The sequence below is a fragment of the Streptomyces sp. NPDC008121 genome, assembly GCF_042957155.1.
Classification (GTDB): domain Bacteria; phylum Actinomycetota; class Actinomycetes; order Streptomycetales; family Streptomycetaceae; genus Streptomyces.
The window spans coordinates 468,589-494,034 of sequence record NZ_JBIBHT010000002.1 but is presented as its reverse complement, the minus strand read 5'-3'; the positions used below and the strand labels follow the sequence as shown (position 1 = coordinate 494,034).

The following is a 25,446-nucleotide window of genomic DNA, read 5'->3' as shown; positions in this document are numbered from 1 at the left end:
CGGGGGCCTCTGTCGGTGACCAGGTAGCCTTCGTCGACCGCGTGGTGTCGATGGACATCGCCGTGATGCCGGTCGGTGCCAGGACGGGGAAGCCTGAGTTCATGAGAGACGTCGTTTTCACGCGCCGGAGCGGCTGGATCCCGAACGTGATCCGCGAGGACGGCGAGCTGAAGCTGATGCTCGGTGCGGGGGCCGACGCCAACCACGAGCCTCGCACGTTCACGTTCCCGATCAGCGAAGCGCATCTTGGGGTGATCCGGGAGGACTTGGCTCGACACCTGCTGCTGTGGAGCGCGGTCCTTCCGCTGTGCGACGCCGCCGGAACCCGGGGCCGGCTCGACGAGAACGCTGCCGTCGCGCTCCTGGACCCGATTCTCCTCGCCGCGCCCGCGGACGTCGACGCGCTCTTCCAGCGCATCGGGTGGGACAGGAGCCGGCTCGTCGCCCACGGGGCCGACATCGCGCTGCTGGAGCGCGGCCAGGTCTGCGCGGCGATGCGCACGGCCACGGAGACGTCAGATGGGAAACGAGCGCAGGAGTACCAGGCGAACCGCCGTCGCGCCGAGCGCGGAGCAGTGCTCGGTCCGCTCGACGCCGCGATCCTGAGATACACGGGCCAGTATTTGCACGGCGCGACGATCCCGCGGCGGATACCCGATGCCGTCGCCCCCGCGCTGCTGCCCGAGGTCACGCGGGTGATCGCCACCGCGGAGCAGGCCTGCGCCGGGATGCGGATCGGCCGCGACCCGCGACGGGGAAAACGCGCCACGGACAAGCGCGACTGGGATCGGATGAAGACGACGGTCGAAGCGGCCGTGCGCCGTGCACACCCTGAGCTCGTCGATGACGCGGTGCGTACCGTCAGCTTCTTGATGTGCTCGGAGGCCGCGGAGCGCTCCAGGAACACACCCATGGAGGATGACGAAGAGGCTGCCGACCACCGCGCCGAATCCGGCGGAAGTGCGCGGAAGACCGCCCTGTCCTTCACCGACGACAAGGGCGTCGAGAAGAGGTGGCTACGGGACGGCCCCCGCACGGCCGCCGCCGAGTTCTGGGAGTTCGTCGGCGACCGCTCTGCCGCGGACAACGAAGTGTTCACCATCGAGGACGAGGAGAGGGGCGAAGGGATCCAGCTCCACTTCTACGCCGACTCCATCGCCCGGATCACGACCCTGCGCGAGGGGAGAGACGGGTCCGAACCGGAGTACCAGGTCGAGTACAGCCTGGTCGACGGGATCGGCGGATACCGGAACCTGGTGAGCGCCTTCGTCCGCGGCGGCTGCGCCGCACTCGACCAGCACGGCCCCTGGATGTCGGACGTCGCCGATTTCGAGCGCGCGCGTCGGCGGCGCAACGCCCGGTAGTCCCAGCGGGAGCCCGCGCACGCGTCCGTACACCTCGTCGAACCCGTCAGGTTCAGTGAGATACAACGGTTGCATGACGGTCTTCTCCTGCGCGAAGTGCGGTGCCGAACTCACCCCGGACCTGCAGAAGCTGCACGGCGTCCCGGACGTCTCGCTACGCGACACGGACTGGCACGGCGATACGCGGCTCGCGCCTTCGACAGTCCCGCGAGGCAGCTACGCCATCGACCCCGAACCCTGGGGCGCCCCCTTCGTGGCCCCAGTCCCCCGGGCGGTGTCCGCACCTGCGAACCGGGCTCTTCTGATGCCGCCCGCCATGACCGACATGGTGCCCGCCGGCCCCCGGGACTCTGCCATCGTGCACCCGGAGGACGCGCCGAGCCTGCGGCTGGCCGGCTCTCTGGGTATGCACCACGGTTGCTGTGGACCTCTCGGAACGGGAGGCCTCAACATGACGTGCGTGTGCGGGGCGGGCGTGGCCACGCTTGCCGCGGACTGCATGGGGCCGCACGAACTCCATCTGGATCCGCTTCGGACGTACGCGTTCAGGCCCGACACATCCCTGTGATCATGAATCGTGGCCCGTTACGGCGGCGTGCGGGAAGCCGGCCTCCCGCACGCCGGGTACGTCGCTCAGGACGGCGTCCCGCCGAGCGCCTTGATGATCGCTCCCGAGAAGGCTTCCAGGTCGCCCGGGTTGCGTGAGGTGATCAGGTGGAAGCCGTTCGACGAGTCGACGACGACCTCGCGGTCCACCCACTTTCCGCCCCCGTTCGTCACGTCGGTGCGCAGTGAGGCGTACGAGGTGAGTTCCCGGTCCTTGACCAGGCCGGTCTCGACGAGCAGCCAGGGACCGTGGCAGATCGCGGCCACCGGCTTGCCGGCCCCGGCGAAGGACTCGACCAGGCGGCACGCCGTCTCGTCCAGCCGCAGGTTGTCGGCGTTGACCGTGCCGCCGGGGATCACCACCGCGTCGAACCGTTCGGCCGTCACCTCGCCGTACGTCGTGTCCGGAAGGATCTTCTCGCCCGGCTTCCGGTCGGAGACCAGCGTCTCCACGGGCTCGGCCTGCTGGGCCGCCACGGTGACCTGCGCGCCGGCCTCGCGGAGCGCCTCCACCGGCTTCTTCAGTTCGTCCTGCTCCGTGCCGTAGTTCGTCGTCATGACGAGTACGTGCTTTCCGTCCAGGGTCACGGCCGTGTCCTCCTTGATCGCAGGCGTCGCTGTCACCCCTTTCGTGTCACCACCAGACGCGATCCCAAACCGGGACACTTCGGAAGCGTGTGGGCACCCGGGCCCCAGGCGTCGGAAAATCCGGGTGGCGACGCCGTCAGCCGGCCCGGAATCCGACCGTGCCGTCCGGCAGGACCGCCTCCACCGCCGCGCCGTGCTCCACGGTCCTGCTCACCGTGCAGTGCTTCTCGTGCGTGAGCCGCACGCCACGGGCGAAGACCTCGGCGGCCTTCGGGTTGCTCTCCGGGAGCTCGAACTCGTAGCTGACCCTGATCCGGCCCACCCGCCCCTCGTCCTCGGGGCCCGAGACCGACTCCACCACGATCCGCAGCTCGTCGTGGTCCACCGCGCGCGCCGTGCGGTCGATCACCAGGCCGCCGCAGCCGCCCATCGCCGCGAGCAGCAGCTCGACCGGGGTGAACGACGGCTGGGTCGAGGTGTCGTCCGCCGCCCCGATCCGTACCTCGGCGCCCCGGTCGTTCCGGGCGGTCCAGTCGCGGTAGCCGTTGCGGACGGTCTCGATGCGGTAGTCGGCCATGTTCGGCGGTGCTCCTCGGCTCGGGTGCGTGGTGGTCGTCCGTCCACGCAACCCCACCCGCTCCGGGCCGCCAAGGGGGCGCGCGGATCCCCGGGTGAGTAGCCGCGTACGTACGGACTGAGTACGGCGCCCCATCCCCGGACGTGGCCGCGCTGGTGGAATCGGTGCATGACCTCGGAGAACCGGCGCGACCGCCGCATGCAGCACGTCACCACCACCGGCTCGGCGCTGGCCGTGGCGCTCGTTCCCCTGGTCGTCGGCGTCCTGCTGGCCAAGACGGTCGGCGCCGACCCGATGACGCCGGTGAACGCCCTGATCACCAGCGGTGGGCAGCGGGCCCGTCTCTCCCGCTCCCAGCTGCGCACCTGCTCCGCGGGCCGGGCGCTGCACCGGGCGGGCGCGGGCGTCCGCTCCGTCCGGGCGGCGCGTTCCGCGCGTGCTGCCGCGCCCGCCGACCGGGCCGGAGGGCCCGCCCGCGCCCGCCGCGCGTAGCCCGGCGACCGGGAGCGACGTCCGGCGGGACGGCCGGACATCCCGCCGGATGACACGGAGGGGGGAGCGGCCCGGCCTCGCACCGCGGTCAGCCGCGGAACGCCTCCGGGCGCTCCGGCGCAGCCTCCGCGAGGGCCTTCGTCACCGCCTCGACGCCGTCGCGCAGGCCGTAGACCGGCGTGTCGGGCTGCTGGCGCCAGGAGTCGTCGATGCCGCCCGCGTCGACCGTGTCGAAGCCGAGGGCGTCGATGAGCTCGCGTACGGTCCGCTTCGCGGTCTCGTCGTCGCCCGCCACCGGCAGCGCGATCCGCTCGGGGTCGCCGGCCGGGCGCGGCTTGTCGAGGATGTCCTGGGCGTAGGTGCCGTTGAAGGCCTTGATCACGGCGTGGCCCACGTGGCGTTCGGTCCAGCGGCTCTCGGTCAGGCCCTCGTCCTCGATGGCGGCGATGCGGCCGTCACGCTCACGGGGGTAGTAGTTGCCGGTGTCGATGACGGCGAAGCCCTCCGCCGCGCCGTCGAAGAGGTCGGAGGGGAGGTCCGGGACCGCCTTGAGCGGGACGGTGACCACGACGATCTCGGCGCCGCGGGCGGCCTCCGAGACGGGTACGGGCGTCGCCCCGGTCTCCTCGGCGAGAGCGGTCAGGGTGTGCGGGCCACGGGAGTTGGCGACGGAGACGTCGTGACCGAGTGCGGTGAGCCGCCGGGTGAGGTTGCCGCCGATGTTGCCCGCGCCGATGATGCCGATCTTCATGGAGCTTCCTTCCGAACCGGGTGCGGCCGAGTGCCACGCCAGGCCAGAACTGCCGACCCTGTGCACCTATTCCCCCGCTCCGTCCGCACGCTGTAGGGCCGGCGGGAGGATCACCCGGTGCGGGAGGCGTGGCTCGCCCCCGGCGCCGTCCCCTGCGGCTACTGTCGGCCGGGGCGCGATCGAGGAGAGGGAGACCGAGCCGTGGCGCGAAAGATCATCCTGTACATGTCGGTCTCGCTCGACGGTTACATGGAGGGGCCGGACCGATCGCTCGACTGGCACATGGTCGACGCGGAGCTGCACCGGCACTTCAACGAGGAGATGGCCGCCGTGGCCGGCTTCATCGACGGCCGGGTGACGTACGAGCTGATGGCCGATTTCTGGCCCACGGCCGACAGCGACCCCGCGAGCTCCCCGGAGATGGTGGAGTTCGCCGAGATCTGGCGCACGAAGCCGAAGACCGTCTACTCCACGACCCTCGAACGCGCCGACTGGAACACCACCATCGTGCGGAGCGTCGACGCGGACGAGATCCGGGCGCTCAAGGAGGCGCCGGGCGGTGACCTGGCCCTCGGCGGGGCGGACCTGGCGGCCGCGTTCAGGGAACACGACCTGATCGACGCCTACCGCCTCTACGTGCATCCCGTCCTCATCGGGCGGGGCAAGCCGCTCTTTCCCCCGACCGACGCGACGACCACCCTCCGCCTCGCGGAGACCCGGACCTTCGGGAACGGCGTGGTCCTCATGCACTACGAACGCGTCCGCTAGGGCGCGCTCCGGGCGGCAGGCGGACGGGGAGTTTCGTACGCACTCTTGTGGCGGGAGCGACGAATGCCTACTTTCGAGTAACTCGACTTACTCGGGGTAACTCGCTGTCGCCGCGCGGGAGTCGGGGCCGTTGACGTACTCCCGGAAGGACCACGCATGTCCGCTCCCCGCACAGGTCGTGGCACGCGCCGCCTCCTGCTCGGCTCCCTCGCCGCCACCCTCGCGCTCGCCGTCGGCAGCGGCTCGACCGTGGCCGCGGCCCCCGGCGGCACGGGGACCACGGGCGTCCCGGCCTCCCAGGGCCTGCGGGAGGTGATGTTCGTCGGCAACAACTGGGACGGCACGGCCGACGTCATCGAGTCGACCGGCGACTTCCGGCGGATCGGACGGATCAACGTCATACCCGACCGTGAGCGCCGGATGTGGGAGATCGGCCTCAACCCGATCAAGCTGGCGTTCTTCCTCGGCATCCGGCAGGGCCCCGGCGAGGGGCACGACCAGTTCGTCGACGACATGTACGCCACGCCCGACGGCTCGGCGATGGTCGTCTCCCGGCCCAGTTTCGCCGACGTCGTCTCCCTCGACCTCCGTACCGGAGCGATCAACTGGCGCTTCCCCGTCTCGGGCTTCCGCTCCGACCACATGGCTGTCTCTCCCGACGGCACCCGCGTCGCCGTCTCCGCCTCCACCTCCAACACCGTGCACGTCCTCGACATCGTCACGGGCAGGCAACTCGGCTCGTTCGCCACCGGCGACAAACCGCACGAGAACATCTTCAGCGCCGACGGCCGCCACCTCTGGAACATGGCCATCGGCGAGGTGACCACCGCCCTGGACGAACCCTGGCTCGACTGGACCAAGGGCGACCGCCGCATCACCGTCGTCGACGCCCGCACCTTCGAGACCGTACGGGTCGTCGACATGCGCGCCCGGCTCGACGCCTTCGGCCGCAAGGACCTGTCCGACGCGGTACGTCCGGTGGCCTTCAGCCCCGACGAGTCGAAAATGTACTTCCAGGTCTCCTTCTTCAACGGCTTCGTCGAGTACGACGTCGCCACCGACCGGATCACCCGCGTCAAGGAGCTTCCCAAGAACCCCGAGACCGACCCGAACCGTACGACCTGGGTCAACGACTCCCGCCACCACGGCATGTCGATGAGCCCGGACGGCAGCCGTCTCTGTGTCGCCGGCACCATGGACGACTACGCCACCGTCGTCGACCGCACCACCCTGCGGGAGGGTCCGCTGGTCCCGGCGTCCAAGCCCTACTGGGCGACCGTCAGCGGCGACGGCCGCGCCTGCGTGATCTCCGAGAGCGGCGCGGACCGGGTCACGGCCATCGACTTCGCCACCGGCCGCAAGGTCGCCGAAGTCGCCGTCGGCGACCACCCGCAGCGGGTCAGGCTCGCCCGCGTCCCCGCCGACTGGAGCGGCCCCTCCGCACGCTGACAAACCCCGGGGCCGCGCCCGCACGCTGGCAAACCCGGGCCACGCCCGCACGCTGACAAACCCCGGGCCGCGCCATCACGCCGAGAAGCCCCGGCCGCGCCCGCACGCTGAGGAACCCCGGGCCGTGGCGGACGTCGTCCCGCCGGCGTCACGGGTCCAACCCCGATGCGCCCGGCGTGCGGAGGCACAGGGGCGCGCCCGGGCGTACCGGAGGTGTACGGCGGTGGGCGAGGGGAAGTGTCCCGGCCGTGAACCAGGACGAGCCGACACGGCCCACTCATGAGCCCCTGCTGCGCAAGACGTCGTTCACACCGGAGGACGAGGCGAGACACCGTCAGGACTTCCTGGCGGGAACGGTGTTCGTCGCCGCCGCCGGCACCATGGCGGCCGGCGACGGATCCGGCCTCGAACCCCTCGACCCCCTCTTCGTCGTCTACGTCCACGAGGACGAGCGGACCTTCGGCGCCGCCCCGCAGCTGCGGGAGGCGTTCGCGCTCCTCGACGAGGCCGGCGCCGCCGACACGTACGGCCGGATGGAGATCGCCACGGGCTGGTCCGGCATGGGCGGCCACGACCCCCTGCTCAAACTGCACCTGCGGTTCCCCGGCCCGCGCCCCGCGGCCGGTACGGCCGAACTGGTCATGCCCGGCCGGCGCTACGCCACGGTGTGGCAGCACGTGGTCGACGGCGGCTTGATCGGCGTCAGCTCACAGGAGCGGATGGCACGGGCCGTCGGCGGGCCCGAAGCCTCCTTCGCGGACGGCATCGACGCCTGCGTCCTGCTCGCCACCGGAAGCTCACCCGTCCTCGACCAGTTCATCGACGGCTACGGCTGGCCCCGCCGCACCCGCTCGGCGCCACGCTGACGACGGCCTCCGAGCGCGCCCCGCCACGACCGGCGCCGCACACCGACGACCGTCGACGGTCAACGCCACGACGACACCACGACGCCGACGCGAAAGGCGGTCGCCCAAGGGTCAGTCAGTCGGTGTCGGTGGCCGCCACCACCGCGACCCGGGTGCGGGACGGGTCGAGCACGGCGAACGCGGTGTCCGACAGGTCCCCGTGGAACCAGCGGTCGCCCGCCCCGCGCCGGGCGGCCAGCCGCAGCCAGCGGTGCTCGGCCGCGCGGCGCACCGCCTCGGATTGCGGGACGGCGGGGTCCAGATCCATCAGCGCGTACAGCGCGCGCCAGGTCAGCAGCCTGGCGTAGGCGCCCTGCTCCCCGCCGTCCCCCCAGACGCCGCCCGAGAAGGCTCCGACGAACAGGTCTCCGGCCGCGTCGTCGACGGTGGTGTGCGCGGCCGCGAGCGTGTCCGGGACGAGGCCCCCGAGGCAGGGCGCCCGCAGTGAGGTGAGGAACGAGGCGTTGAAGTCGGCGGGATCGAGCGGGCGGGGCAGGGCGAAGAACAGCGCCTCGGCCGCACCGAATCCGGCGAACGGGGCCTCGACCGTCGCGGCACGCCCCTCGTCCGGCGTCGGTACGGCGTCCCGGCCCGCGGCCGCGCCCGCCTCGGTCGGCGGTATGCCCGGATAGCGGTCGTACAGCTCCTCGGGGGTGAGGGAGCCGAGCATGGAGCCCTGGAGAGGGGCCCGTTCGCGCATCGCGTGCTCGGCGTACAGGGAGGTGAGCGGCAGCCAGGCGAGCGGATGGCCCAGGGTCCGCAGCCGTGTCCCGTAGCCGAGGTACGGCTCCTCGCGCAGACCCCAGCGCAGGGCCATCTCCTGGAGCAGGCAGGCGTGGAACTCCGTCTCGGGTGCGTCCGGCCGCTCGGGCGGCGCCTCGAAGTGCGGCCGGAGCGCGGCCGATCCGGGGCGCCGCACCAGCTCCCAGGCGATCCGTCGCGTCAACCGGCGTGCCCCCGGGGCGTCGCCCTGCCGGGCCGCGTGCTCCCCGAGGCGTACCGCCCAGTCCGTGGCGGCCTGCCCGTGATGGCCCGTCAGGACGACGACCAGGCGCACGATCTCGTGGTCGTACCACGAACGGGCCGTCCTGGCGGGGTCGGTGGCCAGGGTGTAGAGGCGCTCGGGGTCGGTGACGGCGTGGACCCGGAGGGAGGCGTCGTCGGGCAGGGGGGACGGTGTGGGCATGGTGAGCAGCGTACGGGCCGGCCCCGAGCCGTCGGCCCGTCGGGGCGGGAGCGGCCACGGGGGCGCCGTGGCCGCTCGTCCGTCTCAGGCGGCCGGCGGGATCCGTGAGGGGCGGCCCGCGCCGCGGGTCAGGGTGTAGCCGCCGATCCCGGCGAGCGCGCCGAGCACTCCGCCCACCGCCGTCCACACCCAGCGGTCGGACCACCAGCCGGAGGACCAGCCGTCCTCGGGCGCGCGGGCCTCGACCACGGACGGCTTGCCCGCGTCGGCGTCGGCCTCCGCGACGTCCGCTGTGGTGGCGCCGGGCACGAGCGGGGCGGCGAGCGATCCGCCGCCGGCGTACGCGCCGCCCCGCTCGGTGGAGACCGCGCCGACCTTCGTGGTGAACGGCAGGCCGAGGTCCTCCTCAGGGAGACCGGTCACCGTCAGCCGTACGTAGTAGCTGCCCGGCAGCGGATCCTCGTCCCAGGTCTCCGCCCAGGGGCGGACGGTGCGCAGGGTGCAGGCGAGCTCGACCGTCGCGGCCTCCTTCGCCGCGACCCTGGACTGCATGCCGTACACGCACGGCTGGCGGCGCCGCAGACCGTCGTAGACGTCGATCCGCCAGGTCGACGCGCCGTGCCGGGCGGCCGGCTCGGGCAGGGTGACCGAGGCGGTCACGGTCGGGCGCTGCCCGCTGTCGGCCGGGAAGACCCAGTAGAGGTAGTCGCCGGTGGAGGCCTCGGCAGTCGCCTGCTGCCCCTGCCGGAACGCGGCGGCGGTACGGAAGGTGGTGCCCGCCTCCGTCGGGGCCGGGGCGCTCCCGTCCGCCTCGTTCCCGCCGGCTGCCTCCGTGGAGGTGGCCGCCGGGGTCGGCGAGTCGGCGAGGGCGGGTCCGGCCGTACCGAGCAGGGCGGTGCCCGCCAGCAGTGCGGCGGTCAGCGTGCGTACGCTACGCATCAGTTGGTCCTCCAGACGGCGACGCGCCAGCGGGACAGCCAGCCCCACAGCAGGCCACCCACGAAACCGGCCAGTACGAGCACGCCGAGCAGCCACCAGCCGCGCCCGAGACCGAAGGCGGCCACGTCGGACGCCTCGTCGGGCGCGTCGACCACGTCGACGGCCAGCTCGATCGGCATGCCGGGCGTCGTCTTCACCGAAGGGGGCGCGGAGAAGGAGTTGCCGATCTGGAGACAGACGGTCTCGGCGGCCGGCTTGCCGTCGTCCCCGTCGGCGTCGTCGCGCGGGGGCTTGGGATAGCGCAGACCGGTCGAGATCACGTCCGTGCGTCCGTCGCCCGCCTCCGACCCGCGGACGATCTCCCGTCCGTGCACGGTCACCGCGCGCGTCAGCACGCCGTAGTCGTCGTTCACCGCGCGGTCGGCCGAGATGCTGACCGAGGCGCGCAGTTCCTGACCGGGCAGCACGTCCACGCGGTACCAGCGGTGCTGGCCGAAGGTCTCGCGGTCGGTGTAGAGGCCGGGCTTGAGCAGCGGTGCGGCCGCGCACCTGTCGGCGCCCTCGGTGGCGACAGGGGTGACCACCGGGTCGGCCGCGCGGTCGACCAACTGCCGGACGCGCTTGGAGAGTTCCTCCGTGTGGCGGACCGAGGTGTAGGTGCCGCCGGTCGCCTCCGCGATGCAGGTGAGCTGTTGGCGGATCTTGGCGTTCGGCACCAGGCCGAGGGTGTCGATGGTCAGATGGATCCCCTGCGCGGCGATGCCCCGCGCCACCTCGCAGGGGTCGAGCGGGGCGCAGGTGTCCTCCCCGTCCGTGATGAGCACGATCCGGCGGGTGGCGTCACCGCCCTTGAGGTCCTCGGCCGCGCCCAGCAGGGCGGGCCCGATCGGCGTCCAGCCGGTGGGAGCCAGGGTGGCCACGGCCGTCTTCGCCTCGGTCCGGTCGAGCGGGCCGACGGGGTAGAGCTGCCGGGTGTCCTCGCAGCCCTTCTTGCGGTCCTGCCCGGGATAGTCGGCGCCGAGCGTGCGTATGCCGAGCAGCACCTCCTCCGGTACCGCGTCGAGCACCTCGTTGAACGCCTGCTTGGCGGCCGCCATCCGGGACTGGCCGTCGATGTCGCGGGCCCGCATCGAGCCGCTGACGTCGAGGACCAGCTCGACCTTGGGGGACGCCTCGGCCGCCGGTTCGTCGGCGGCCGCGCCGGAGGGGACGAGCCCGACGGCCAGGGCGGCGAGCAGCGCGCAAGCCCCGGTCGCCAGCCGTTTTCTCGTGATCATCTGCCGGATCGTAGGGATGATCGTCCGACAATCCAAACGCGAGGGTTCAGCGGTGCTCGGGGTTGGGGAAGTCGGCCCGGCAGCCCGCGTCCCAGGCGGTGCGCTGGTTGCCGTGCGCGGGGATGCCGCCGGCCGCCTTGATCATCGCGGCGAGGTGCATCAGGTTCCACGCCATGAACGACGTGTTGCGGTTGGTGAAGTCGTTCTCGGGGCCGCCCGACCCGGCGTCCAGGTAGGACGGCCCGGGGCCGGCCTCGCCGATCCACCCCGCGTCCGCCTGCGGCGGGATGACATAGCCCAGGTGCTGGAGGCTGTACAGGACGTTCATCGCACAGTGCTTGACCCCGTCCTCGTTCCCGGTGATCAGACAGCCGCCGACCCGCCCGTAGTAGGCGTACTGTCCCTCGCCGTTGAGCAGGCTGGAACACGCGTACAGCCGCTCCACGACCCGCTTCATCACGGAACTGTTGTCGCCGAGCCAGATGGGACCGCACAGCACCAGGATGTCCGCGTCCATCACCCGCTCGTACAGCTCCGGCCAGGCGTCCGTCTCCCAGCCGTGCTCGGTCATGTCCGGCCACACACCCGTCGCGAGGTCGAGGTCGACCGGTCGCACCAGCGACGTCGCCACCCCCTGCGCCTCCATCACGGCCCGGCTGCGCTCGATCAGCCCCTCGGTGTTGCTCGTCTCGGGGGACCGCTTGAGCGTGCAATTGAGGTACAGGGCGCGCAGATCGTCGTAGCGGTACGCAGTCGCCGGCATCGGCCGTCTCCTCGCGGGATGGGGGCACCGGACGCAAGCCTCCTCAGCCCCGGGCGCCGGGGCCACCCGGGAGCGCTGAACGGGTGGGCCGCCTCACCACCGGACGCGCGCGGCGACGGGCAGATGGTCGCTCCCGGTGGCAGGCAGCGTCCACGTCTCGACCACCGTCGCACCCCGCGCCAGGACGTGGTCGATGCGTGCCAGGGGCAGGCTCGCCGGCCAGCTGAACGCCCACTCGGCCCGGCTGCCCCGCGCCAGGTCGGTCACCGGGCGCAGACCCCGGTCGGCGGCCGTGCCGTTGAGGTCGCCGAGGACCAGCGCGGTGGCCTCCCGCTCGGCGGCGAGGGAGCGGCCGAGCCGAGCGGCGCTCTCGTCGCGCCATCCCGTGGCGTACCCCTCGGTGGGGCGGATCCGTACGGACGGCAGGTGCGCCACATAGGCGGCGATGTCCCCGCGCGGGCCGCGCACGACGGCGCGCAGCCCGCGGTCCCACCCGGGGCCCACCGCCCGGGGCTTGATGTCGACCCGGGAGACGTCCTTCAGCGGGTACGTCGACCACAGGGCCACCGTGCCGACGTGCGCGTGATGGGGATGGGTGCGGGCGAACGCGGAGCGGAAGGCGGGCAGCCGGGCCGGGGTGACCTCCTCCAGGGCGACGAGATCGGGGTCGGCGCCGAGCACGACCCGCGCGACGCGGCCCGGATCGGGGTTCTCGTCGCTGACGTTGTGCTGCACGACCGTCATGTCGTACGTGTCGGGGGCCGCGGGCAGCAGCGTCTGCCGGAACACGCCCGCCCAGACGGCCGCGACCACCGCGCAGGCCACCGCGGCGGTACGCGACCGGCGGACCGCCGCCACGACGAGCCCGGCCGGTACGGCGAGTCCCAGCCACGGCAGGAAGGTCTGCAGCAGGCTGACGGGATGGCCGGGCAGGCCCGGCAGGGCCGCGTGGAACAGCAGCGCGCAGGCGGTCGCGGCCATCAGCGCGACGGTCACCAGGCCGGGCCGCCGTAGCCCCCTGGGGGCGGTCGTGCGCTCTCGCAAGATCGTTCCTTCTCTCCCGGCGCCCTCAAGGCCCCGGCGCGGGGCGGATGCGCCGAGAAGGGGGACGCGGGGGAGGGGGACCCGGTTGCGGGAGGTGAGGCGGGCGGCCGCGCACGGTTCGCGTCCCGACTCCTGGGGCGGGCGTTCCGGTCGGCCGGAGGGCGCAGCCCGGGGCACCACGGCGGACGTCCCGGTCTACCCCAGCGGTGGACGGGCGCCCGGCCGCGGCTACAGGACCGCGATGCCCAGTGGCCGTTCGCCCGCGGCTACAGGACCGCGATGCCCAGTGGCCGTTCGCCCGCGGCTACAGGACCGCGATGCCCAGCGGCCGTTCGCCCGTGGCTACAGGACCGCGATGCCGAGAGGTCGTTCGCCCGCGGCGAGACGGCGGCTGTCCCCGGTGGCGAGGTCCACGACGGTGATGCCGTTCCAATAGCCGTCCCGGGTGAAGCCGCCGGTGACGTACGCCGTCCGGCCGTCGTCGGAGACCGCGACGTCCTCGTGGGCGCCGTCCAGCGGATACACGCGCTCCTCGCCGTCGGGAGCGCGGACGGTGAGCGACGGACCCCGGTCCGAGGACGGGTCGATCGGGCCGGTCCCGACGACGAGGAGCGTGCCGTCCGGCGCGGTCGTCACGCCGTGCTGGTGGGTGTTCGCCGTCATCGGCTCGATCTCGGAGCGTCCGGTGCCGGGGTCGACGACCACCAGGCGCTCGCCCTCGAAGGGGAGCAGCAGCCTGCCGTCCGAGGGCCGGACGACGGCGTAGTGCGGCTTCAGCCAGGAGCCGAGCCCGCCCTCGGTGCCGTACGGGGCGACCTCGACGCGTCGCGGTGTGAGCGAGTCCGCGGGGACGACGGTCACGTCGAAGGAGTCGTGGTTCGTCACGTACACCTCGGAGCCGTCGCGCGAGACGTCGACGTCGAAGGGGCGACGCCCTACGGGCACGGTCTCCGTCACCGCGCGGCTCGCGGTGTCGACGACCTCCAGTGTCCCGTTCCCGCCGGGGACGTTGACGCCGACGTACACCCGCGTGCCGTCGGGGGAGAGTGCGACGCCCATGCCGCCGCCCCGGTACTCGCCGGTGGTGACGGGCCCGGTCTCCGTCTCGTACGGCACGAGGCCCAGGCGTCTGCGCAGGCGGGTGTCGACGACGGCGACGCCCTCGGCCGTGGCGACCCAGGCGAGCCCGTCCTCGCCGACGGCCAGGCCGTACGGCGCGGTGCCCACCTCGACGGAGCCGATCGCGCCCCGCGCCGGGTCGACGAAGGTGACGGTGTCCGAGCCGAAGTCGGCCACGAGCAGGGTTCCTTCGGGCGTCCTGGCCGTCGACGCGACGCCCGGGGAAGGCGCCGCACCGGAGGACGGCGGGGCGGAGGCGCGGCCCCCGCTTCCGGGGGATGCGCCGCCGCTCTCGGCGGATCCGCCCGGCGCGCACCCGACGAGCAGGGCCGCGGCGGCGAGGGCGAGGGCCGGCGCACGTGTCCTCATCGGGCGCTCACCCGCCGGGTGGTGGCCGCCGGCAGACCGGCGATCGCGTCGCGGCCGCGCCGACTCGCGTGCTGGAGCGGCGTGGTGCCGTCGTGGTCCGCGAACAGCGGATCCGCACCGGCGGTGATCAGCAGCTCGACCGTGTCCTGGTGGGCGCGGCCGCCGTCGCCGAGGATCACCGCCTCCAGCAGCGCGGTCCATCCCAGCCTGTTGACGTGGTCGACGCCGGTGCCCGTCTCGCGCAGCACGGCCCGGACGTAGGCGACATGACCGCGCTCGGCGGCGGGGATGAGCGAGGTGCCGCCGAAGCGGTTCGTCAGGCTCAGGTCCGGACCGGCGGGCAGCAGGGCGCGCAGCATCGGCATGCTGCCCGTGAGGCCGGGGGCCAGCCACGGTGTATCGCCCGCGGTGTCCCTGGCGTTCGGGTCGGCTCCCGCCGCGATCAGCAGCTCCGCGACGTCCACCCGGTCGGCACGGGCGGCCGGCAGCAGCGGCGTACGGCCCTCGTCGTCACGGCTCTCGACGTGCGCGCACGCGGCGAGCGCGCCGCGCACCGCGGAGGTGTCCCCCTGGTGCGCGGCCGCCAGGAGCGGCCGGTCGTTCGGATGCATGGGCGTCCTCCTGCGTTCCTCGGGCCGAGTTCCTGGGGCGGGTGAGGCCCGCCGGAACGGGCGGTGGCGGTGGCGGTCCCCGCGCGGTGCGGGGTCCTGGGCGTGGGGGCGGTGGAGCCGTGGCGCCGTAGGGCCTCGCGGTCTCCATCCTCGGGGCGCCCCACGGCCGCCGGGGTCGGCCCGGCGGCTGGGGACGGAGGACCGGACGGCTGACCCCCGGGTCCACCGATCGGCTGACCCCGAGCCCTCCGGGGCACCGGCACGGCCCCGTGCCGACGACCGCCCCGTGCCGACGACCGCCCCGTGCCGACGACCGCCCCGTGCCGACGACGGCTCCGGCCAGGGCAAATTCGGTGTCGGAGACGGCCTCCCGTACGTGACAATGAGTCACCACACGCCAGGAGGAATCCATGAGCCAGGGGACCCTGACTCTTCACGCACTGCTGCCCGCCGCCGAACTGGCCGCCGCGCTCGACGCCGGCCATGTCACGCGCAAGGCGCACCCCGAGCTGCCGCTCTCGATCTACACGTACACCCGGGTCTGCCAGTACGAGCGGATCTGGAACCGGGTCACCACTCGCTGCCGCGGCCTCGTCGCCGACGACGTCACCGGCGAGATCGTCGCCCTGCCGCTGCCGAAGTTCTTCAACATCGGTGAGCACGCGACCGGTCAGCCCTACGCGTCCGCGCTGCCCGACGAGCCGTTCGAGGTCTACGACAAGGTCGACGGCAGCCTCGCGGTGGTCTTCCACTACGCGGGCCGCTGGCGCGTCGCCTCCAAAGGGTCCTTCATCAGCGCGCAGGCGACCTGGGCGCAGCGCCGGATCGACACCGCCGACACGTCGGCGCTGATCCCCGGGGTGACCTACCTCGCGGAGATCCTGTACCCGCAGAATCGTATCGTCGTCGACTACGGCGACCGCCGGGACCTGGTCCTGCTCGCCGCCTTCGCCGCCGACGGCACCGAGATACCGCTCGCCGACGCCGCCCCCCGGTGGCAGGGCGTCGGATCGGTCGTCACGGTCTGGCCGCCCATGGACATCGACGAACTGGTCAAGCTGACCGAGTCCAACACCCTGCCGGGCGGCCGCGCCGCCACCGGCACCGACGCCGAGGGGTTCGTGCTGCGCTTCGCGTCGGGCGTCCGGGCGAAGGCGAAGCTCTCCGAGTACGTACGCCTCCACAAGGTCCTGACCGGCGTCACCGAGCGCGACATCTGGCGCAGCCACGGCGTGCAGCGCTTCGCCGGGGTGTCGGCGAAGCGGCTCGCCCAGGGTCTTGGCCTCTCCGTCGCCGAACTCGGCGGCGTGCGCGCGGACGGCGGCCGGCCGCTGGACGCCTTGCTGGAGCAGGTGCCGGACGAGTTCGACACGTGGGTGCGCCGGGTGATCTCGCGCCTGGAGGACGAGGCCGCGGCGCGCGAACACGCCATCGACGAGGCGTACCGCACCGTCGCGCACCTGGCCGACGACCGTGGCGCGTTCGCCCGAGCCGTGCGGGATCTGCCCCATGACCTCCGGGCGGCGATGTTCCTCCGCCTCGACGGCCGCCCGACCGACATCCTCGTCTGGCGCGCCGTGCGCCCCGAGGCATCCGACCCCTTCGCGACCGACGAGGAGAACTGAGACATGCCTGTCGTACACGTCATGACGGGGCTGCCCGCCTCGGGGAAGACGACGGCCGCGAGGGAGCTGCAGGCCCGGGCCGACGGCCGGATGCGCCGCGTCAACCTCGACGACCTGCGCACCATGCTCGACCTCCCCTCCGTCGACCGGGGCCGCTCGCACGCGCACGAGCAGACCGTCCTCGGCATCCAGGACGCCGCCGTGCGTGCCGCCGTCGACGGCGGTTTCGACGTCGTCGTCGACAACACGCACCTCACTCCCCACATCCCCAAGCGGCTGAAGGCGGCGGTCGCGGGCCGGGCGACCTTCGTCGTGCACGACCACACCGACGTGCCTCTCGAGGAGTGCGTCCGCCGGGACGGCGAGCGGGCCAGGCCGGTCGGCGAGGAGATCATCCGGATCCTGGCCGACAAGCACGCGAAGGCGACCCGCGGCGGCTGGCGCCTCACCGACGCCTGGCTGAACGACCAGCCGCCCGTCGAGCCGTACGTTCCCGACCTCGCGCTCCCGTCGGCGGTGCTGTGCGACATCGACGGCACGCTCGCCCTGCGCGGCGACCGGGGCCCGTACGACTTCACCCGCTGCGACCTCGACCTGCTGAACGGATCCGTACGGGACGCCCTGCACGCCTTCCAGGGTGCGCACCGGGACACGATCGTGCTCCTGTCGGGGCGCAGCGAGGACCACCGGCCGATGACGGAGGCCTGGCTGCGCCACCACGGCGTGCCCTACGACGAGCTGTGGATGCGGCCGTCCGGCGACGGCCGCCCCGACGACCTGGTCAAGTCGGAGCTCTTCGACCGGCACGTACGCCACCGGTACGCCGTACGGGTCTCCCTGGACGACCGGGACCGGGTGGTGGCCGTCTGGCGGCGCATGGGTCTGCCGACCTGGCAGGTCAACTACGGCAACTTCTAGGAAGTACCTGCGGGACCACGGGCCCGGTTCCCGGCGCGTCTACCCTGGACGTATGGGCGCCGGCCCGGCCGCCCCGCCCCTCGGCGGGTATCGACGTCGGGCCGGGGGCGGGGGCCGCTCGTGGCTCCAGGCCGCCCGCGCGTCCGCTCCTCCAGACCCGGGAGGCGACCACCGTGTACTTCACCGACCGCACTGACGCGGGCCGGCAGCTCGCCGCCCGACTGGACCACCTCAAGGGCCGGGACGCCGTGGTGCTCGGGCTTCCGCGCGGTGGTGTGCCGGTGGCCGCGCAGGTGGCCGACGCCCTCGGCGCCCCCCTGGACATCTGTCTCGTACGCAAACTGGGGGCGCCCTACCAGCCCGAACTTGCCATGGGGGCCATCGGCGAGGGCGGCGTCCGCGTGGTCAACGAGCGGGTGCTGCGCGAGACCGGCGCGTCCGAGCGCGACCTCGCCGTGGTGGAGGAACGCGAGCGGGCGGTCCTGGAGGAACGCGGCCGCCGCTACCGCCGCGGCCGTCGGCCGCTCCCCGTGGACGGGCGGACGGTGCTCGTCGTGGACGACGGCATGGCGACCGGAGCCACCGCCCTGGCCGCCTGCCGGGTGGTACGGGCCCGGGGCGCCGCACGGATCGTGCTCGCCGTCCCCGTGGCTCCGCGCGGCTGGTCCGGCCGGGTCCACGGAGAGGCGGAGGAGACGGTATGCGTGCACGACCCCGAGTCCTTCTACGCGATCGGCCAGTTCTACGGCGACTTCTCCCAGACCCCCGACGAGGAGGTCCTCGCCTGCCTGGACCGCCGCCGCCCCACCGAGGCGGTCGGCGAGGACCCGCCCGCCGCGGCCCCACGGGAGGACACCGACGTACGCGTCCCCCTGGGCGGGGCGGCGCTCACGGGCCGCCTCGTGGTCCCCGGCGGGGCCGCGGGGATCGTCCTCTTCGCCCACGGCAGCGGCAGCAGCCGGCACAGCCCCCGCAACCGGGCCGTGGCCGACATCCTGAACCACGCCGGTCTCGGCACGCTCCTCTTCGACCTGCTCACCGAGGAGGAGGCGGACGACCGCGCCCTCGTCTTCGACACCGCCCTGCTCGCCGACCGGCTCGCCCGCGCCACGACCTGGCTCGCGGAACGACAGGCGACGGACGGGCTGCCGCTCGGCTACTTCGGCGCCAGCACCGGCGCGGCCGCCGCCCTCCGCGCCGCGGCCGACCCCTCCTCCTCCGTCGCCGCCGTGGTCTCCCGAGGCGGCCGCCCGGACCTGGCGGGCCCGCACCTGGCCTCGGTCCGCGCCCCCACCCTCCTCATCGTGGGCGGAGCCGACCCGCTGGTCCTCGACCTGAACGAAGAGGCCCGAGCGGGACTCCGCTGCGAGAACCGGCTCGAGGTCGTGCCCGGCGCCGGCCACCTCTTCGAGGAGCCGGGCGCGCTGGAACGGGTCGGCGACCTCGCCGCCCGCTGGTTCGCCGCCCACGTCACCCGCCGGCCCCCGGCCGCACCCGGCGCGTGAGCGGACCGACCGCCCTGCGGTCCCCGGGCGGCGGCGCCGTCGACCCGGTGCGTCCGCACGGCGGGACGCCTTCGACCCGGCGCACCTACCCTCGGCATACTGACGCCTCTTGATCACCGCCACACCACAGGAGGAGTCATGGCCGCCGCTTTCAAGACCGTCATCGAGGTGGGCCCGGACCATCTCGCCCAGGCCCGGGCCGTCGACCGGCTGTTCCAGGAGGCGATCGCCCCGGCGACCGTCAACTTCGACTTCGACAACATCAGGGAGGCCGCCGCCGCGATACCGGACAGCGCCATCGTCAAGATGGTCCGGGGCTGGGGGCTCCAGGAGAACGCCCCCGTCCTCGTCATGGTGCTCTCCCTCAAGGAGGCCGTCCGGCAGGCGCTCCCGGAGGAGTTCGCGGACGCCTCCTTCTGGGACACCATCGAGAAGGAGCTGGTCCACGCCTTCACCGGCCTCGCCGCGCAGGAGGGCGAGCCGGGGCTGTCGTACTACGAGGAGACCGAGGACCGCACGTCGTACTACCGCGACCTGTTCTTCGCCCTGCAGGACGAGGAGACCGGTGCGTACCTGTACGCGATCGCCTTCTGCATCGACGTGACGCTCGGGCTGGACAAGGCAGGGGTCGGTGCGCTGGGGATCGAGGACATCGTCCCGTTCGCGATCCGCCTCAACGCGATCGTGGTACGCCAGGAACTGGGCCTGGCCGCCTGACCCTCCGAGGAACCGGCGGACACCCGCCCCGGCCCGCCGTCCCGGGCCGGAAGCAGCCGATGGTCCCAGCCCCGAGGCCAGAGATCCGCGGCCTCACCAGGCGCGTCGGCCGGCCGCGTGCCCTGGACGGGTGAGTGTGCGGGACCGGGGACAGAGTCGGACGCGGATCGGGTACGGATCGCTGCGTTGCTCCCCCCGCCTCGGAGGATGCTGTCCCATGCCTGTCCGCAAGGCCGCCGTACGAGCGTTGACGACCACCCTGTGCGCGGCGCTGCTCCTCGCCGCCTGTACCGGAGCCCCGCCCCCGCCGCCCGCCGGGGGAGCGGCTGGACCACCGGGCGACCACGACTCCGTACCCCATCGCCCTCCGGCCCCGAGGCCGGAACCCGCCTGGGTCGACCGCCTTCCCGGAGTCGGTCCGTCCACGCGTGCGGCCTTCCCCGCCGGCACCACCCAGGCCCTGGTCGTGCTCGGCGCGACGACGACCACCAACGAGGCCGAGGCCGTCCTCTACGAACGCGACCCGAGCAGGCGCTGGAACCGTGTCGCCGGCCCGTGGCCCGCCCACAACGCGCTGCGCGGCTGGACCGACGAGCATGTGGCCGGCGATCTGCGGTCACCCATCGGGGTGTTCCGTATCGGGGACGCCGGCGGTCGGCTCCCGGACCCCGGTTCACTGCTGCCGTACGACCAGGACGAGGAGTTCGCCCTCCAGGGCGCGGGCTTCGCCGGAGAGCCGCTGGAAGGCTCCTTCGACTATGTGATCGCCATCGACTACAACCGGATCCCCGGGACGAGTCCGCTGAACAAGAAGCGGCCCCTCGGGGCGGCGAAGGGCGGCGGGGTGTGGATCCACGTCGACCACGGCGGGCCCACCCAGGCGTGCGTCTCGCTCGCCCGCGAGGTGATGCCCGAGCTCCTGCGCGCCCTGGACCCGATGAAGGAGCCGGTCATCGTGATGGGCCCGGCGGCGGACATCGCGCGCTGAGCGGACGGCGGGGCTCCCGGCCCCCGAGCGGCCGGGAGCCCCGCCGTGTCCGTCTCCGAAGGGAGGATCAGTAGGGGCCGTTGACGTTGTCGATTGAGCCGTAGCGGTCGGCCGCGTAGTTGCAGGCGGCGGTGATGTTCGCGACCGGGTCGAAGAGGTCCATCGACGTACCGGGGACGTGGTAGGCCAGGAAGGTCGGCTCGATCACCTGGAGCAGGCCCTTCGAGGGGGTGCCCTTCACGGCGTTGGAGTCCCAGAGGTTGATGGCCTGGGGGTTGCCCGAGGACTCCCGCATGATGTTGCGCTGGATGCCCTCGTAGCTGCCGGGGATTCCGTACGAGGCCATGATGTCGAGCGACTCGCGGATCCAGCCGTCGAGGTCGTTGCTGTAGCGCGGGGCGGTGGGCGCGGCGGCGGGAGCGGCCGGCTGGGCGGCCTTCACGGGGGCGGCGCCGCGCTCCTGCGAGCGGCTGGCGCGCTCGGTGCTCGTGCTCGTCGCGCTCTTCGGCTTGGCCTTGGCCTTCGCCTTGGGCTGCGTCGCCTTGGCCTTCGCGGGGGCCTTGGGTGCGGCGGCCGCCTGCTTGCGGATCGTCAGTTCGAGACCCGGGTGGATAAGTGACGGATTGTCACCGACAACGCTTCGGTTGATGTTGTAGAGCACCTTCCAGCCGCCCCGGACGCCCTGTTCCTGTGCGATCAAGGAAAGGGAATCACCGGACGCGACCGTATAGGTGCGGGCGGTCGAAGCGGCAGCGGCGGGAATCGATTCTTTGATCTTTTCCGCGGCGCTGGAAACGGTCTTCTCCGCGGCAATGGCGGTGGGGGTCCCGGAAGCCGGGGCGGGCGCGGCGTGGGCGGCGGCCGTCGCGACCAGAGGCAGGGCCAGGGCCGCGCCGCCGGTGCCGGCCAGGGTGAGACCGCGGGTGAGGGTTCGGTGCTTGGGGCGCCGGTGCTTACCGTGTGCAGGCATGATGGGTTCCTCTCCGGCGCCTGCGGGGTGAGCTGTCGGGTTCGAGCTGGAGATGCCCGGCCGCACGCGTGCGACTTCACCCCGATCCGATCCGGAATCCCGAACCGGAGAGAAAAGTGGGTCCCCCGCTCCTGCCGACGGGTGAATAGGTGGTCTTTCGGGCGGTGGCAGGATTCGGCGATCCGTCCGAATGCAGGTGACCGTAGGCGAGAAATGTCGGCGAAAACAAGTCTCCGATGACGCGGTTAATTGCGGAATGCGCGCGCCTTGTGTGACGTGGCCCTCGATCGAGCGCCGGGCGGTGCCGAACTTCCTTGCGCGGTACGGAATCGACGGGTGGGTGGGCACGGTTCCACGCATCGCCGTGATTCACGTCACTGAGTAAGTAATGTCGTTCTTTATCGCTTGTTCTCCGGAGTGTGCAGAACAATAAGGTTATGCGGCCAATAAACCTGAATATCCCTTTTGGGGCGATAGCTCCGGGGGGTGGTGGGCCTGGAAAGGGCTGTCTTGCGGCGCAAGGTAGTCACCACTACCATGCACCGCATGACAAAGGAGCTGCCGGGCGCCGGTGACCAGCGGCGCAGTCAGCTTCTGCGCGGGGTGCTCGACCTGTGCCTGCTCTCCCTGATCGGCGAACGGCCGCGCTACGGCTACGAGTTCGTCGAAGCGCTCACGGAGAGCGGCCTGGAGCTGGTGAGCGAGGGCAGCATCTATCCGCTGCTCGCCCGGATGGAGCGGGCCGGGCTCGTCGAGTCCTATCGCGCGCCGTCCTCCAGCGGCGGCGCGCCCCGCAAGTACTACCGGCTCACCGGCCCCGGCCGGGCCGAACTGGACAGCGGGCGGACCGTCTGGCGGGAGTTCTCCGCGCAGGCCGGCCGCATCCTGACCGCGACCACCGACCGGGCCCCGACCGAGGCCCGGGCCGAAGCGGCGGCCGGGACCGGCGAGCCGCCCGACACCGACGCACCCACGGGGGAGAAGACCACATGACAACCGAACGCATACTCGCGATATGCCGCAGCAACTGGGAGTACCGGGGCATCGACGACGCGACCCTCCGCGACATGCTCGCCGAGCTGGCCGCGCACCTCCAGGACGCCGAGGCCGCCGGGCGCACGCCGCGTGACGTCGTCGGCGAGGACGTCACGGCGTTCGCCGCCTCCTGGGCCCGGGCGCGCAGGCCGCTCCACCGCCGCGCGGCGCGCCTCGCCGCCATGATCACCTTCATGGCGGGCCTCCTGCTGCTGCTCGCCCACCTGCGCCACTGGACGCCGGGCGTGGACGTCACCCCGGGCCGGACGGCCTTCTGGGGCGCCATCGCCGTGACGACCGTCGCGCTGGAGCTGCGCCGAGGCTCCCTGGGGCTGGGCAAGGGCTGGCTCGTCGCGCTCGTCGTCGGCCTGCCGGCGCTGGTGATCACCGACAGCCTCGCCGGCGTCGACCCGCTGTTCCGGATGCCCCTGTGGGCGAGCGGGCTGCTGGTCCTGCCGGGATGCGCGTACGCCGTCGCGGAGGCCCGGAACAAGAAGCGCGCGCCGCTCGCCCCGGCCCACACCTGACCCGCCCGAGCCCGGCGCCGTACCCGGATGCCCGAGCCCCGCGCCGAGCCCAAGCTAGCCCGTCACGCTCGGCGCGCCGGTCTCGATGTGGCCGGTGTAGCGGCGGGACCAGGTGCCGTCGATGTCCGCCAGGATGGTGAAGTCGTACCAACCCCCGTGATAGGCCACCGCGTTGAAGTGGTCCTCGCGCGAGGAGTTCGCCGCGACCGTGTACGTCCACGGGCCGTCCGAGCGGTAGGCGTTCGACCGGATCGTGAACGTCACCGGGCCCGCCGAACCGTTGGTCAGCCTGAAGTAGACGGCGGTCTTCCCGGTGCCGGGCTCCGTCGCGAAGCGGGACGCCACCTCGACCGCCCGGCCCGCCTTGGACGCGTCGCCGATGAAGCGGCGCAGGAAGCGGTTCGGGCCCATCATCGAGATGTCGTACTTCCCCGACCCCGAGCCCGTCCCGATGTTGAAGTAGTCCGACGACGTCGAGCCCGGATCCACGGTGTACTGCCAGGCCGCCGTGTCCCGGTGCTGGTGCGGGTGGATCGTGAAGTGCGCGGCCCGCCGGGCCTGTTCGCCCTGGTTCGTCATCGAGAACCAGGCCAGGATCTTGCCCCCCGTCCCGAACTCGAACCGGTCCAGATTGCCGTTCACCTGGTACGGCAGGGCGCGCGCCGGACGCGTGCCCGGCTCCTGCGCGGGCAGCGCGTTGTCCTGCGGAACCGGGTTCGGCAGCGGACCGCACGTGGACTGCCCGATCACCTTGGCGGTCGAGGGCAGCCCCGACGGCACCCCGTACACCGGCCGGGCGAAGTCGAAGACCCCCGTGAGGTCACCTGTCACCTTGCGGCGCCAGGCGCTGATGTGCGGACAGGCGGCCGGCTTGCCGATGGCCGCCGTCCACGTCTCCATGAAGCGCAGGACGGAGGTGTGGTCGAAGACCTCCGAGCTGACCCAGCCGCCCCGGGTCCACGGGGACATGACGACCATCGGGACCCGGAAGCCGAGGCCGATCGGCACGCCGTCGAGGTACTCGCCCGGCGTCCCCGGCGGGGCGACCGGCGGCGGCACGTGGTCGAAGAAGCCGTCGTTCTCGTCGTAGTTGAGGAAGAGGACCGTCCCGTCGAAGACCTCGGGGTCGGCGGCCAGGGCGCGGTACACCAGGTCAACGAAGTGCGCGCCGTCGCCGGGCGGGGCGTACGGGTGCTCCGAGAACGCCTCGCTCGCGACGACCCAGGACACCTGGGGGAGCGTGCCGGCGACGACATCGGCACGGATGGCGGCGGCGATGTCGTCCGGCGTCGAACCGGTGACCTTGGGCACGGACCCCATGCCCCGGTCGTACAGCGGGTCGCCGGGCCGGGCGTCGGTGAACCTCTTGAAGTAGGCCAGGCCGTTGTCGCCGTAGTTGTCCTGCGCGTTCTGGTAGACCTTCCACGTCACCCCGGCGCGCTGCAGGGCCTCGGCGTACGTCTCCCAGGTGAGCCCCGACTCCTCCCCGCCGTCCTTGCTGGAGGCGTCGATCCGCCCGCTCCACAGGAAGGTGCGGTTGGGGCCGGTGGCGCTCAGCGCCGAGCAGAAGTACGCGTCGCAGACGGTGTAGTGGTCGGCGAGGGCGTAGTGGAAGGGGATGTCGCTCCGGTCGAGGTACCCCAGCGTGCGGGTGTTGCCGACCCCCAGCACCCAGTTGTCCATCCGGCCCTTGTTCCAGGCCGCGTGCTGCGAGGTCCAGCTGTGGGGCAGGTCGCCGTTGCACTGGGCCAGCGTCTCGCCGTCGACGCCCCCGGCGGGCGGCGTGGCGCTGAGCTTCCACGGATACTGCCGGGCACCCCAGTTGGGCTGGTTGAACGTGCCCCAGCCGCCGGGCAGATTGCCCGCGGCCCGGTCGGCGAAGCCGCGGACACCGCGCAATCGGCCGAAGTAGTGGTCGAAGCTGCGGTTCTCCTGCATGAGAACGACGACGTGCTTCACGTCCGTGATGGTGCCGGTGGCGCCCGCGGCCAGGGCCGTCGACGCCGAGGCCCCCGGCGCCCCCGCGCCGGCCACCAGGCCCGCGCCGAGCCCCGCTCCGATCCCGACGAATCCCCTGCGGCTGATGGGAGTCATGCCCCGCCTCTCGGTCCCCGGGTGCCCCAGCGGCACACCGGGGAAAGAATGGGGGAGGGCCGCCCAAAGGTATACGACCGTGCGGTAAGTCTTTGGTGAACATACGAGTCGGCCGCTGCGGTGCGGCTCACCCCGCCGCCCGGATTGGTCTGCCGGACGACCAATGCCCTTGTGCCTGCGTGCGGGCCGGGCGAGGCGGGGGTGTCGCCGACGTGCGGGATATCGGATTGCCTGGCCCCGGCGCCCATGGGAGCCTGTG

Annotated in this window: 25 protein-coding genes and 1 riboswitch; of the genes, 13 read left to right on the top strand and 12 right to left on the bottom strand. The window is 72.8% G+C overall.

Annotated features, from left to right (window positions below; genetic code table 11):
- Positions 1-101: 101 nt before the first annotated feature.
- Positions 102-1,364 carry a DUF6357 family protein gene (locus tag ACFZBD_RS07760; protein WP_391138529.1) on the top strand — a complete coding sequence of 421 codons (1,263 nt, stop codon included), beginning with the start codon at positions 102-104 and terminating at the stop codon, positions 1,362-1,364.
- 73 nt (positions 1,365-1,437) lie between these two features.
- The gene (locus ACFZBD_RS07755; protein ID WP_391137190.1) at positions 1,438-1,932 is read left to right on the top strand and encodes a hypothetical protein; all 495 of its coding nucleotides are present in this window, start codon (positions 1,438-1,440) and stop codon (positions 1,930-1,932) included.
- 65 nt (positions 1,933-1,997) lie between these two features.
- Here the strand turns inward: ACFZBD_RS07755 and ACFZBD_RS07750 are convergent, their stop codons facing one another.
- The gene (locus ACFZBD_RS07750) at positions 1,998-2,558 is read right to left on the bottom strand and encodes a DJ-1/PfpI/YhbO family deglycase/protease (protein ID WP_391137187.1); all 561 of its coding nucleotides are present in this window, start codon (positions 2,556-2,558) and stop codon (positions 1,998-2,000) included.
- 136 nt (positions 2,559-2,694) lie between these two features.
- Positions 2,695-3,135 carry an OsmC family protein gene (locus ACFZBD_RS07745; protein ID WP_391137184.1) on the bottom strand — a complete coding sequence of 147 codons (441 nt, stop codon included), beginning with the start codon at positions 3,133-3,135 and terminating at the stop codon, positions 2,695-2,697.
- A 168-nt stretch (positions 3,136-3,303) separates the two neighbouring features.
- Between ACFZBD_RS07745 and ACFZBD_RS07740 the strand changes: the two genes are divergently transcribed.
- Positions 3,304-3,627: a hypothetical protein gene (locus ACFZBD_RS07740; RefSeq protein ID WP_391137181.1), complete on the top strand. Its 324-nt coding sequence runs from the start codon at positions 3,304-3,306 to the stop codon at positions 3,625-3,627.
- 88 nt (positions 3,628-3,715) lie between these two features.
- Here the strand turns inward: ACFZBD_RS07740 and ACFZBD_RS07735 are convergent, their stop codons facing one another.
- Positions 3,716-4,420 carry an NAD(P)-binding domain-containing protein gene (locus ACFZBD_RS07735; RefSeq protein WP_391138527.1) on the bottom strand — a complete coding sequence of 235 codons (705 nt, stop codon included), beginning with the start codon at positions 4,418-4,420 and terminating at the stop codon, positions 3,716-3,718.
- 159 nt (positions 4,421-4,579) lie between these two features.
- Here ACFZBD_RS07735 and ACFZBD_RS07730 point away from each other — a divergent pair, with 159 nt between their 5' ends.
- The 3 genes from ACFZBD_RS07730 to ACFZBD_RS07720 all read left to right on the top strand — a co-directional run bounded on the left by ACFZBD_RS07730 (position 4,580) and on the right by ACFZBD_RS07720 (position 7,461).
- Positions 4,580-5,146 carry a dihydrofolate reductase family protein gene (locus ACFZBD_RS07730; RefSeq protein ID WP_391137178.1) on the top strand — a complete coding sequence of 189 codons (567 nt, stop codon included), beginning with the start codon at positions 4,580-4,582 and terminating at the stop codon, positions 5,144-5,146.
- Between the two features lie 156 nt (positions 5,147-5,302).
- The gene (locus ACFZBD_RS07725) at positions 5,303-6,595 is read left to right on the top strand and encodes a YncE family protein (RefSeq protein ID WP_391137176.1); all 1,293 of its coding nucleotides are present in this window, start codon (positions 5,303-5,305) and stop codon (positions 6,593-6,595) included.
- A gap of 248 nt (positions 6,596-6,843) precedes the next feature.
- Positions 6,844-7,461, top strand: a complete 618-nt coding sequence (locus ACFZBD_RS07720) for a hypothetical protein (RefSeq protein ID WP_391137173.1) — start codon at positions 6,844-6,846, stop codon at positions 7,459-7,461.
- Positions 7,462-7,576: 115 nt separating this feature from the next.
- Here ACFZBD_RS07720 and ACFZBD_RS07715 read toward each other — a convergent pair whose 3' ends face one another.
- The 7 genes from ACFZBD_RS07715 to ACFZBD_RS07685 all read right to left on the bottom strand — a co-directional run bounded on the left by ACFZBD_RS07715 (position 7,577) and on the right by ACFZBD_RS07685 (position 14,808).
- Entirely contained in the window at positions 7,577-8,686 is a 1,110-nt protein-coding gene (locus tag ACFZBD_RS07715) for a DUF6183 family protein (protein WP_391137170.1), read from the bottom strand.
- An 84-nt stretch (positions 8,687-8,770) separates the two neighbouring features.
- The gene (locus tag ACFZBD_RS07710; protein WP_391137167.1) at positions 8,771-9,625 is read right to left on the bottom strand and encodes a hypothetical protein; all 855 of its coding nucleotides are present in this window, start codon (positions 9,623-9,625) and stop codon (positions 8,771-8,773) included.
- Entirely contained in the window at positions 9,625-10,902 is a 1,278-nt protein-coding gene (locus tag ACFZBD_RS07705) for a VWA domain-containing protein (RefSeq protein WP_391137164.1), read from the bottom strand. Before ACFZBD_RS07705 ends, ACFZBD_RS07710 begins: the two co-directional genes overlap by 1 nt.
- A 46-nt stretch (positions 10,903-10,948) precedes the next feature.
- Positions 10,949-11,665: an NAD(P)H-dependent oxidoreductase gene (locus ACFZBD_RS07700; RefSeq protein ID WP_391137161.1), complete on the bottom strand. Its 717-nt coding sequence runs from the start codon at positions 11,663-11,665 to the stop codon at positions 10,949-10,951.
- A gap of 93 nt (positions 11,666-11,758) precedes the next feature.
- A complete protein-coding gene (locus ACFZBD_RS07695; RefSeq protein WP_391137158.1) occupies positions 11,759-12,709 on the bottom strand; it encodes an endonuclease/exonuclease/phosphatase family protein in 951 nt (316 codons plus the stop codon).
- A 342-nt stretch (positions 12,710-13,051) separates the two neighbouring features.
- Positions 13,052-14,197, bottom strand: coding sequence for a hypothetical protein (locus ACFZBD_RS07690; protein WP_391137155.1), 1,146 nt, complete (start codon positions 14,195-14,197; stop codon positions 13,052-13,054).
- Complete coding sequence (locus ACFZBD_RS07685) at positions 14,194-14,808, bottom strand: ankyrin repeat domain-containing protein (RefSeq protein WP_391137152.1); 615 nt, start codon at positions 14,806-14,808, stop codon at positions 14,194-14,196. Before ACFZBD_RS07685 ends, ACFZBD_RS07690 begins: the two co-directional genes overlap by 4 nt.
- 410 nt (positions 14,809-15,218) lie before the next feature.
- Between ACFZBD_RS07685 and ACFZBD_RS07680 the strand changes: the two genes are divergently transcribed.
- From ACFZBD_RS07680 to ACFZBD_RS07660, 5 genes are all read left to right on the top strand, one after another.
- Positions 15,219-16,433 carry an RNA ligase gene (locus tag ACFZBD_RS07680; RefSeq protein WP_391137148.1) on the top strand — a complete coding sequence of 405 codons (1,215 nt, stop codon included), beginning with the start codon at positions 15,219-15,221 and terminating at the stop codon, positions 16,431-16,433.
- Between the two features lie 3 nt (positions 16,434-16,436).
- Positions 16,437-17,351 carry an AAA family ATPase gene (locus ACFZBD_RS07675; protein WP_391137145.1) on the top strand — a complete coding sequence of 305 codons (915 nt, stop codon included), beginning with the start codon at positions 16,437-16,439 and terminating at the stop codon, positions 17,349-17,351.
- A 173-nt stretch (positions 17,352-17,524) separates the two neighbouring features.
- Positions 17,525-18,856, top strand: a complete 1,332-nt coding sequence (locus ACFZBD_RS07670) for a phosphoribosyltransferase family protein (RefSeq protein WP_391137142.1) — start codon at positions 17,525-17,527, stop codon at positions 18,854-18,856.
- Between the two features lie 138 nt (positions 18,857-18,994).
- The gene (locus ACFZBD_RS07665; protein ID WP_391137139.1) at positions 18,995-19,573 is read left to right on the top strand and encodes a Type-2Aa cytolytic delta-endotoxin; all 579 of its coding nucleotides are present in this window, start codon (positions 18,995-18,997) and stop codon (positions 19,571-19,573) included.
- A gap of 217 nt (positions 19,574-19,790) precedes the next feature.
- Positions 19,791-20,561 (top strand): hypothetical protein, encoded by a 771-nt coding sequence (locus tag ACFZBD_RS07660; protein WP_391137137.1) that lies wholly within the window; start codon positions 19,791-19,793, stop codon positions 20,559-20,561.
- A gap of 67 nt (positions 20,562-20,628) precedes the next feature.
- Here ACFZBD_RS07660 and ACFZBD_RS07655 read toward each other — a convergent pair whose 3' ends face one another.
- Positions 20,629-21,531 (bottom strand): transglycosylase SLT domain-containing protein, encoded by a 903-nt coding sequence (locus tag ACFZBD_RS07655; protein WP_391137134.1) that lies wholly within the window; start codon positions 21,529-21,531, stop codon positions 20,629-20,631.
- Positions 21,532-21,535: 4 nt separating this feature from the next.
- Positions 21,536-21,721: riboswitch (cyclic di-AMP (ydaO/yuaA leader) on the bottom strand.
- 356 nt (positions 21,722-22,077) lie between these two features.
- Between ACFZBD_RS07655 and ACFZBD_RS07650 the strand changes: the two genes are divergently transcribed.
- Positions 22,078-22,524: a helix-turn-helix transcriptional regulator gene (locus tag ACFZBD_RS07650; RefSeq protein WP_391137131.1), complete on the top strand. Its 447-nt coding sequence runs from the start codon at positions 22,078-22,080 to the stop codon at positions 22,522-22,524.
- Complete coding sequence (locus tag ACFZBD_RS07645) at positions 22,521-23,093, top strand: hypothetical protein (RefSeq protein ID WP_391137128.1); 573 nt, start codon at positions 22,521-22,523, stop codon at positions 23,091-23,093. Before ACFZBD_RS07650 ends, ACFZBD_RS07645 begins: the two co-directional genes overlap by 4 nt.
- 54 nt (positions 23,094-23,147) lie before the next feature.
- Here the strand turns inward: ACFZBD_RS07645 and ACFZBD_RS07640 are convergent, their stop codons facing one another.
- On the bottom strand, positions 23,148-25,187 hold the full coding sequence (locus tag ACFZBD_RS07640) for a phosphocholine-specific phospholipase C (RefSeq protein ID WP_391137125.1): 2,040 nt from the start codon (positions 25,185-25,187) through the stop codon (positions 23,148-23,150).
- Between the last annotated feature and the right edge of the window lie 259 nt (positions 25,188-25,446).